Below are 10,000 nucleotides of genomic sequence, written 5' to 3' on the forward strand. Positions count from 1 at the left end.
AATTGATTTTTTGAGTGACTTAAGCGGCCCTTCAAAAGCGGAGCGCTCAGCCCGGCGGGCCGGAATGTGATAATCACCTTATTGCCTATGCAGCACATTGAAACAAAACAACTAAATATGAAAATGACAGCCGGTCAAACGCCGCCCGCAACCCTCGCGTGAGCCTCATAAAAGATTGTAACTTTTGAATAATTTGCTCAAACGGCCTGAATTGTGTGACATTTGTGTTACTTATTCGCTGCAATGTGTCGCAATTGTCCGACCTAAGGCCAATTATGATCACATTGTGGCTTGACTTATCAGCTTCGATCAATGAGGATCAGTGTCATCCAACAGGTTGTTGCGTCAGAGGCCCGCACAAAAACAAAGGGCCCTGGCAGGGGAGTGAAAAGCCGGAAGGCGTTTCCGAACTGACGGGATATGTGTGTGTGCCTGCGCCTCAAAACAAAAGGCGGGGTCTGTTCTGTCGTCTGGAGTCGTTTTTCCGTAATGCGGCGCGCCGTCGTGTGCGTCCGCACCTTTATTCCCCGTGCAGTCTAGGAACCAACACAGTTCTTAAGGGGCATGTCGTTTCGGCGGCATATCGGAGGAATAAATGCAGAAACCACCCTCAAAGTCACCCAAGTCGTCTTTCGCGAAATATCTGATGGCTGGTTCGGGCCTCGCCATGCTGGTCGTCTCTGGCGCTGCCTACGCGCAGGAAGCCGCGCCGGTCAAGGCGGGCGCTGAGGACATCGAAACCGTCGTTGTCGTCGGTGCGCGCGCCGCGCAGCAGTCGTCGAACGATCGCAAGAAGCGCGCCAAGACGGCCGTTGATTCCATTGTCGCTGATGACGTTGGTGCCTTCCCCGATAAAAACCTCAACGAAGCCATTTCGCGTGTGGCGGGTGTGGCGCTTCAACGAGACGAAATGGGGGAAGGTTCGACTATTGATATCCGGGGGAACAGTGCGGAACTGACCCGGGTCGAACTTGATGGCATGGGAGTTGGCAATACCAGTTTCGCGCTGGGTGGGGCAGGAAGCGCTCGCGGCGCAGACTTAACGGCACTGCCTTCCGACCTGATCAAAACCGTAGATGTCGTCAAGGGCTCGACGGCGGATATGACCGAAGGGTCGCTGGGTGGCGGGGTTCGCATCCAGACGCGCACCGGTCTCGATTTCAAGAAGCCCTATGTTTCCTTGCGCGTGGGTATGCGCCGAAATTCTTTGGGTGAAAAATGGCGTCCCGACTATAACCTTATTGCTTCCCGCAAATTTCTTGACGGTCGTCTTGGGGTTATCCTAAGCGTTACCGGAAGTAATTATCAGAACAATTCGAGCCAGCAAGGCACTTCAGCTAACAATGCGGGCTATCAAGGCCGTATTGATTTTGACAACTCGCCGGACAAAACTTTCACTTTTAATCCATCGACAGTAGGTGGTACGGGTGTAGGTGCAACGCTGAATCCGGACACGCTGTTAGCCAACTCTGTCTATACACCACGTCAGATTGTTGAAAAATCAGCAGCGGCTAAAACCAAGGCTGAGTGTTACTCGGCGTTTCCGCTGCTAACTCCTGGAACGGGTGCAAACCAATCTAATACCGCTGCCCGTCGCAATCAGCGCGTCTACGAACTGCAAACCTGTCTGAATCAGTGGAACGATCTTGAGCCCAATCTGGTTCGGAGTTACGACAACACTCAACTCGATTCTCGGCTTTCTGCGGATTTGAGGTTCGATTTCCGTGTAAACGACAATCTCACGGTGTATGCAAAATACAATATCTCAAATCGCGAGGTGGACCGCCAGTATCGTTGGCGCAGTCTTTCAGGCGGACAAGAACTGGGTCTGAATCCAGGGAACCAGTATTTTGCCACTACCAATCCTAACGGCGTATGGGACGTCGCATTGGGGGCGAGTCCCTTGGTGTCTAGCGGCAACGTCTATTTGCGCTCAGTGCCACAAAGCGCACGCTCACGGTATTATCTTTATGATGGCGTAGGCATCTTCAACAATCAGGCAGCTCTCGGTAATGTGTCCAGCATAGATCCATCAACAGTTAAGGTGGATGCCAATCACTACGTCACTGAATATGTGATGAGAGACGCAGGCTCAAACATTACTCAGTCATGGGAGCCATTTAGCACCGAAAGTAGCTATGCACAGTTTGGCGGGACCTACAAGCGCGACTCCCTGCGGATTGATTTTCTTGCAGGAAAATCTGAATCTACTTACGAAAGATTTAATGTCTCTACAAACCGCTTCTTCAACTATGGTGCAGCGCGCTTCTTCGTTCAGCCCAGTGGTCTGTGGAGCCATGAAATTCTCGGTTCATACGACGAAACCAACCCGGCAAACTATGTCCAATTGAACACCCAAGCGGCTCAAAACGCTGCCGCTCCCACGGTAGATAATCCTGCCGGACTACTCGCCTACAGTGTGGCGCAGCGTCCACTGGTAAGCGGGAGTTTTGGGCTCAATTTTGACGCTTGGATGGGTGAGTCCGATGAAACAACAGCTAAGGTTGATCTGACTTATCAGGTTAAAGACAAGCTGCCTTTCTTCACCGTCTTTAAAAGCGGCGTACAGTTCCGCAATCCGACCGGAAAGGCATGGAGCCGTCCAGGTGGCATGACCATTCGCTCAGCGAGCGGTACATATGGTCAGCCCGGCTACGTCGCGCCGATAGTGTTGCCTTCAACTGTGCTGCGTGGGAGCTTCCGCGCATGCCAGCCAACCAGCACCTCGATCGAGCCTTGTAATTATGGTTATGTCGCTAACACGGCATTGGCATCCCGTTTGACGGGGGTTACGACCTTCACACCGGCGCAATTGCAGCAAATTATTGGCGATACGATCGCACAACCTGACTCCAACTTCTTCGCGGGCTATGAAGGTGCGGAGAATATGAAAAACTGGCAAGGCATTGATGTCCAGAAGTTGATGAGTCTTGTGCCGTCGGCACAAAACTATAACTTTGATTGCGTCAAGACATGCATGGCCAGTGATGGCAAGATGTACGACCAGCCGTATAGCGGTTATGATGAGAAGTTCACAGCGGCCTATTTTATGGCTGAGTTCGAACATGATCTGCCGTTTGGCATGTCCTTTGAAGGCAATGTCGGCCTGCGCACCATCAAAACAGAAGCGTCGGGCATAGGTCTTTTGACCATCTCTGCTATACGTACTACTGCGGCATTCGACTCTAACAATCCGGGTGCTGCGGCTGGTATCACCACAACCAGCATCAGCCGGAACGCAGCTATCACGAGAGAATCCCGTGATTGGCTCCCGACCTATAATATTGGTCTCTGGGTTGTGCCAGATCAGGTTGTCCTGCGCTATTACAAAGGTAAGACGATTGCGCGTCCGGGGGTCGACAAGCTGTTGCCAGCCGGCACCTGTGAAATTGATCAGCGTCGCACACTTAGCATAACGGGTTATGATGAAGATAACCGTTGTAGTGCTCGCGTTGGTAACCCCGAACTTAAGCCCTACACGGCGTGGGATCAGAACCTGAGCATCGAATGGTATCCTAACAAAGATACTATGTTCTCTCTGGCAACGCACAAGCTTGATGTGCGCATTGGAAATCCGATCGGGGTTACCAAGACATCAAAGCTGTTTGAAGGCACTGATTTGGTTGACCCAGTAACGGGCCAATCACTGGCAGATTTAGATTATGTATTTCCGACGTGGGAAAACGCACCAGGTCTGCAACGCACAGGTTGGGAGTTCACCACAAAAACCGCATTTACTTTCCTTCCATGGTATTTCCGTTACACAGGTGCGGATTTTAACTACTCTAAGCTAAAATCTGAAACGCCTAATAATATCGTGAATCCTAATACTGGTAAGGTTATGCCTCCTCCGCGTGAATCGTCATATTTTGCAAATCTTTCGATTTGGTATGATGATGGTAAGACAAACGCTCGTATTTCTTACCAAGGTCGCGGTGAGTATTTCATCTGTATTGAAGCCTGTGGAGGTAATGGGCGTAATAATTATCCTGGAGAGCTTAATTTTGATGCGAGACCTGCGCCCTATCAGCCGGGTAACGAGCTGTGGCAGGATGAAACAAAATATATAGATGCCAAGATTACGCATAAGTTCCGTCCAAATGTTGAGTTTTACTTTGAAGGGCGTAACCTGACTAAACAGGGCACAACCACATCAAATGGTGCTGATCGCACGTTTGCCGATGGATCACCAACGATTCAGAACCTTCAATATGGTGGACGGACCTTCTCCATGGGTGTGACTTATCGCATGGGTAACTAAGTCTTCTCATAAGATTATTAAATCACCGCCGTCCGGGGTTCCGGACGGCGGTTTTTTATTGACGGAGCGGGTTGTGTGATCAATTTTGGACAAAATTGAGCGATATTGCGCCGGAAACGACCGCCGTCGGCGTTCAAATCGTTGACTTTATTTTAGGGCTGGGAACCATGACCTCTCTCTCTCGCCGCCATCTTCTGCAATCCGCCGTGGCTATGTCGGCCCTGAGCGCCCTGCCCGCCGTGGCGCAGGCCGCGGTATCGGCCAAGGCCACGCCGGTGGCTTCGACCGATCTCAGATGGCTGGACGGGACGCCGGCGGCTTTTGAAGGGGCGACGCTGGGGGTGCCGTGGCCGCGCGGTACGGTGAAGCCTGCCAAGGGCAAGGTGCCGGACTTCAAGCTGGGTGAGGTGCCGGTGCAGTCGTGGCCGCTGGCCTACTGGCCCGACGGATCGCTGAAATGGACGGCGCATGCCGTGCCTGCCGGAACCAAACCCGCAGGCTTATCGCTCGCGCCGGGCAAGGCGGCTGCGCCTGCCAAGGCCGTCAGCGTCAAACAGGAGGCCGCCGCCGTCACTGTCACTTCCGGTGATCTGGTGTGGGTGGTGCCGACCTCCGGTGAGCATCTGATCGCCACTGCCACTCGCGCGGGCCGCCTGACGCTCAAGGAGATGAAGCTGGTCGCCTTGTGGCAAAGCCAGCCCGATCTCGACGCCACGGGCAGTGTCAGCCAGCAGAGCTTCAGCAGCAAGATCAGCAAGGTCACGGTCGAACAGACCGGTCCCGTGCGCGCAGTGCTCAAGATCGAAGGCGTGCATTCCGGAAATGGCCGCGACTGGCTGCCCTTCTCGGTGCGGCTCTACTTCTACGCCGGGTCCGAAAGCGTGCGCATCGTGCATTCCTTCATCTATGACGGTGACCCGTTCAAGGACTTCATCCGCGGCCTAGGGATCACCGCCAAAACCCCGATGACCGAAGAGACGCACAACCGCCATATCCGCCTGACCGGCGACGGTGTGGGCGTCTGGGGTGAGGCGGTGCGTCCGCTGACCGGTCTGCGCCGCCCGGTGGGCAAGGGGCTGGGCGTCGCTCAGGTCGAAGGCAGGGCTGTGGCCGTCGCCGACATGGCCAAGCCGGTGCAGGACGGGCTGAAATGGATACCGGAATGGGGCGATTTCACGCTGTCGCAACTGACGCCCGATGGCTACACCATCAAAAAGCGCACGCGCGCCGGTCACGCTTGGATCGACTCCAATGCCGGGACGCGCACCAAGGGGCTCGCCTATGTCGGTGGGGCGAGCGGCGGCGTGGCGCTGGGCTTCAAGGACTTCTGGCAGCGCTCGCCGACGCAACTTGATGTGCGCAATGCTCACACGGAGATGGCCGAGATCACCGCGTGGCTGTGGTCGCCGGACGCCCCGGCCATGGATGTGCGCCCCTATCGTTCGGCTGATGGTATGGATACCCACCCGGAAGAGATCGAAGGCCTCAACATCACCTATGAGGACTACGAAAAGGGCTGGGACACGGCGACCGGCGTGGCGCGTACCTCAGAGCTAAATCTTTGGGTACTCGGGGCGACGCCCTCGCATCAGGTGTTCTCGGATATGGCCGAGCAGGTCGCCAATCCGGCGCGTCTGGTGCTGTCGCCGGAACGTATCCACCAATGCGGCGTTTTTGGCGACTGGGACGTGGCCAATTCATCGACCCCGGCGCGCAAAATCCTCGAAGACCGCCTGACCTATCAGATCGACTACTACATGAAGGAGGTCGATCAGCGCCGCTGGTACGGCTTCTGGACCTATGGCGATGTGATGCACACCTATGATGCAGAGCGTCACATGTGGCGCTATGATATCGGCGGCTATGCCTGGGACAATTCCGAACTCTCGACCGACCTGTGGATATGGTACACCTATCTGCGCACGGGCCGCGCCGACGTGTTCAAATTCGCCGAGGCCATGACGCGGCAGACGGGTGAGGTCGATGTCTATCACCTTGGCCGCTTCAAAGGCTTTGGCACGCGCCATGGCGTGCAGCCATGGTCGGATTCGTCCAAGCAGCCGCGCGTGTCGAACGTCGCCTATCGCCGCATCTACTATTACCTGACCGCCGATGAGCGCGTGGGTGACCTGATGCGTGATCTGGTCGATTCCGACTATGCGCTGGAAAATGTCGATATTTCGCGCAAGCTGCCGCCCGCACCGGGCCGGGAGCGTCCGAAGGGCGTCGTCGCCTCCGGCTTCGGGACGTCATGGGGCGCGTTTCTGGGCGCGTGGCTGACCGAATGGGAGCGTACGCAGGATACGCGCTGGCGCGACCGTATCGTCAACGGCATGACCACCATTGCCGGGTTGAAGCGGCGCTGGTTTGCAGGCGAAGCGCCCTATGACCTGAAGACGGGTAAATTCCTGGGCGACGGCGACTACATCAGCGTCTCGCACCTCAATGCCGTGTTCGGGGTGGTCGAAATGACCTCGGAACTGTGGGAACTGGTCGATGTGCCCGCCTATCGCAAGGCGTGGCTGGAATATTGCCGCTATTATAACGCGCCCAATGATGAGCTTAAGGCCTTGTTGGGAAGCGTGCCCGGCGGGCGCAACCTGCGCGATGCTCATTCGCGCCTGACGGCCTTTGCCGCCTTCCATGAACAGGACAAGGCTTTGGCGCTGCGGGCGTGGAGCGAGTTCTTTGGCAAGGAAGGCCGCGAATCCGATGGCGGGCTGAAGCGTCGTACACAGCGCATCGACGGTCCGGCGGTACTGCGGCCGCTGGACGAAGACCCCACGCTCTCGACCAATGGCACGGCGCAGTGGGGCCTGTCGGCCATCCAGAATATGGCCCTGATCGGCGACAGTCTGGACGAGGCGGCAAAGGTCGCTGGTATTCTGTAATACCCCAATAAAAAACGCACCGGCCGGGGAGGGGGCGGTGCGTTTTTGCCTCGTCTTCAGGGGGGACAAAGAGGGCATGTCGGCCGGAGGGGAACTGCCATTGACTGGCGGTCAGGTCCTGGGCTGGGGGGCTGTTCAGGGGGTGGACCCGACGAACCGATCCGGCCGACACTCATCTTTTACAGGCCAATATGGGCGCCTAAACGGCTGAAATGAGGTCATTTTGGGGTGGGTTCATTTCTTTTGGAAACGTGATCGTGATGTCACCGTTTGCATGGAGAGGTGCTTCAAACCTCTTGTCTTTTTACAGGATCGGGCGACTATAAACCGGGATTGACGAAGGGTTCGCCGCATGAGCTTTCAGGATCAGGGCACAGGGTTTGTCGCCGCGCCGAAAGGGCCGGTCTTCTTTGAACGCCGCGAACTGGAGCTGATCCTCAGACTGTATGGGCGTAAGGTGGCGTCGGGCGACTGGCGCGACTATGGCATAGACAGTCTGGCCGACGTCGTGGCCTTCAACATCTTCCGCCGTAGCGGCGAAGCCCCCGTCTATCGCATCGAAAAGCGCCCGTCGCTGGCGCGCAAGCAGGGGGCGTTTGCGGTGTTCAATCAGAACGGCATGGTGCTCAAACGCGGGCGCGAACTGGAGCCGGTGTTGAGCGTGCTCGACAAGACGAAGCTGGATGTGATCGGGTAAATAAAAACCCCGCCGGAACGCTCCGACGGGGTTTCAGGTCCAGACCTGAGCCTCACTCAGTTACGGTTGCCAAACAGGCGCAAAAGGCTGAGGAACAGGTTGATGAAGTTAATGTAAAGGCCCAAAGCGCCGATATAGGTCATAGCTGCCAGACGGTTCTGCGAAGCACCGCCCATCTCGTAGTACATCAGTTTCAGTGACTGCGTTTGATAAGCGATCAGCGCCGAGAACACCACAACGCCGATAGCCGAGATGACAACCTCGATCATGGAGGATTTCAGCAGGAAGAAGTTAAGCAGGCTCACGCCGATCATACCGAGCACGGCCATATACAGGAAGGTGCGCCAGCCCGTCATGTTAACCTTGGTCGTGTACCCGATCAAAGACAGACCGCCGAAAGCAATCGCCGTGATCAGGAACATCTGCGCGATCGAAGCCCCTGCATACAGGATGGCGATCGAAGACAGCGACACACCCATGATGACGACGAACAGCCAGTAGAACATACCAGACTTGGCCGCGTTCAAATCATTCATGAACATGCCGGATATAAAGCTCAGGCCCAGTGGCGCAAAAGCGAACACCATGCCGGGAATCGTATAGCCGGTGATGTAGCCGTCTTGCGTTGTGTACAGCAATTGCAGGAGGGCAGGTGTTTTGGCCACGGCGTAGGCAATGGCCGCCGTTACAAGCAGACCCAGCGCCATCTTTTGATAGATGCCGAGCAGGAATTTTTTGAGGCCCTGATCCCTGGCCATATCGCTGGCGGAGGGGGTCGAAACCGAATAGGTATCTTCGAATTGCATGGTATTCCCTGTGGAAAAGCCTTTCGCTTAGCCCTTAATATGATCCTAAAACCACAGTCTGACAAGGGACGCTTGTGTCCCCTGAGCTGCATGCAACCGATTTAGTTGACCAGCAACCCTTTGAGCAGTCTTACAAAGGTTTGTGGTTTTAGCATGTTAGCGGTTTGACCGGATGGAGGTATAATAAAACCATGATGCATTTGCCGCTCCGTTCCGTGCTGTTCGTCCCCGCCGCTAATGACAAGGCGATGTCAAAAGTGGCGACGCTGGCGGCCGACGCCCTCATCCTCGATCTGGAGGACTCCGCCGGCGAGGCAGAGAAGGCTGAGGCGCTGAAGCGCGTTGTTCGCGCGCTTGAGGCCGGTGGGTTTGCCGCGCCGGTGGTTCTGGTGCGCGTCGATCCGGCGCTGAAGACGTCGATTTTGCAAGCTCTGACGCGCTTTGTCGGGCACGGGCTGCACGGCTATGTCGTGCCCAAGGTGGGTTTGCCGGTGCACCTGCACGGCTATGAAGCCCCGGTCTGGGCGATGATTGAGACGGCGAAGGGGGTGCTGAATCTGCGTGAGATCTGTACGGCACCGGGGCTTCAGGGCCTGATCGCCGGGCCGAATGATCTGCGCGCTGATCTGCGCGTCTCGGCAACGCCGGAGCGCACAGAGTTGCAACTGGCCCTCTCCCACATCGTGCTGCATGGTCGCGCCTTCGGCCTCAGCGTCATCGACGGCGTCTATAATGCTTTCCGCGATGAAGAGGGGCTGCGGCGCGAATGCGAAAATGGCCGCGCTTTGGGCTTTGACGGCAAGACGCTGATACATCCGGCGCAGATCGCCCTCGCCAATGCGGTGTTTGTGGCGACGGCGGATCAGCTCGACTGGGCCCGGGCCGTGGTGGCGGCCTTTGCGCAGCCCGAAAACGCCGATCGCGGCGTGGTGTCGGTCAATGGTGAGATGGTCGAACGGATGCACCTCGCTACGGCGCGGCGCTGGTTGGCGGCTACGGCTTTGTCTTAGAGCATTCGGCGGCTAAGTTGAGCCGCCGAATGCTCTACGTTTTTGTTTGGTCGCGCAATTCTTCCGAAACGAAGTTCGGCGAAGCCAAAAGTGCCAAGACACTTTTATGGCACTTTATCGGATTGCGCTCGGGGCGTCTCCGCCCCGAACAGGGCGCGGGCCATGACCTGATAGAGATAGGTCGAGTCCACGGTCGAGCGCACCAGATAGGCCTGCGGACCACGCGCATAGACCGGCACGTCCTCACCGCCGTGCGCCGCGCTCGGCATGCCGAACAGGGCCGGATTGGTGAAGCCCAGCGCCTCAGTCTCCTCTGCTGTATAGCCGCCCGTGTG

At 56.5% G+C, this 10,000-nt stretch carries 6 protein-coding genes; 4 read left to right on the forward strand and 2 right to left on the reverse strand.

The window, feature by feature from the left end:
* Positions 1–595: 595 nt before the first annotated feature.
* The 3 genes from LDL37_RS09535 to LDL37_RS09545 all read left to right on the forward strand — a co-directional run bounded on the left by LDL37_RS09535 (position 596) and on the right by LDL37_RS09545 (position 7,849).
* Entirely contained in the window at positions 596–4,261 is a 3,666-nt protein-coding gene (locus LDL37_RS09535; protein WP_290797274.1) for a TonB-dependent receptor, read from the forward strand.
* A 167-nt stretch (positions 4,262–4,428) separates the two neighbouring features.
* Positions 4,429–7,152, forward strand: a complete 2,724-nt coding sequence (locus tag LDL37_RS09540; protein WP_290797277.1) for a Tat pathway signal sequence domain protein — start codon at positions 4,429–4,431, stop codon at positions 7,150–7,152.
* A gap of 352 nt (positions 7,153–7,504) precedes the next feature.
* A complete protein-coding gene (locus tag LDL37_RS09545) occupies positions 7,505–7,849 on the forward strand; it encodes a DUF2794 domain-containing protein (RefSeq protein WP_126421797.1) in 345 nt (114 codons plus the stop codon).
* Positions 7,850–7,905: 56 nt separating this feature from the next.
* Here the strand turns inward: LDL37_RS09545 and LDL37_RS09550 are convergent, their stop codons facing one another.
* Positions 7,906–8,655, reverse strand: coding sequence for a Bax inhibitor-1/YccA family protein (locus tag LDL37_RS09550; protein WP_290797281.1), 750 nt, complete (start codon positions 8,653–8,655; stop codon positions 7,906–7,908).
* Between the two features lie 200 nt (positions 8,656–8,855).
* On the opposite strand from LDL37_RS09550, the gene LDL37_RS09555 reads away from it, so the two are divergent.
* The gene (locus LDL37_RS09555) at positions 8,856–9,665 is read left to right on the forward strand and encodes a CoA ester lyase (protein WP_290797284.1); all 810 of its coding nucleotides are present in this window, start codon (positions 8,856–8,858) and stop codon (positions 9,663–9,665) included.
* Between the two features lie 104 nt (positions 9,666–9,769).
* Here the strand turns inward: LDL37_RS09555 and LDL37_RS09560 are convergent.
* Positions 9,770–10,000 (reverse strand): alkaline phosphatase (locus LDL37_RS09560; RefSeq protein WP_290797287.1); only part of this gene is annotated, 231 nt, incomplete at its 5' end.

This window comes from Asticcacaulis sp. (assembly GCF_020217185.1).
GTDB lineage: Bacteria > Pseudomonadota > Alphaproteobacteria > Caulobacterales > Caulobacteraceae > Asticcacaulis.

What these genes read in the sequence shown, in the direction of transcription:
- LDL37_RS09535 (WP_290797274.1), top strand. Translation starts at nt 596, where the DNA reads ATGCAGAAACCACCCTCAAAGTCACCCAAGTCGTCTTTCGCGAAATAT.
- LDL37_RS09540 (WP_290797277.1), top strand. Translation starts at nt 4,429, where the DNA reads ATGACCTCTCTCTCTCGCCGCCATCTTCTGCAATCCGCCGTGGCTATG.
- LDL37_RS09545 (WP_126421797.1), top strand. Translation starts at nt 7,505, where the DNA reads ATGAGCTTTCAGGATCAGGGCACAGGGTTTGTCGCCGCGCCGAAAGGG.
- LDL37_RS09550 (WP_290797281.1), bottom strand. Translation starts at nt 8,655, where the DNA reads ATGCAATTCGAAGATACCTATTCGGTTTCGACCCCCTCCGCCAGCGAT.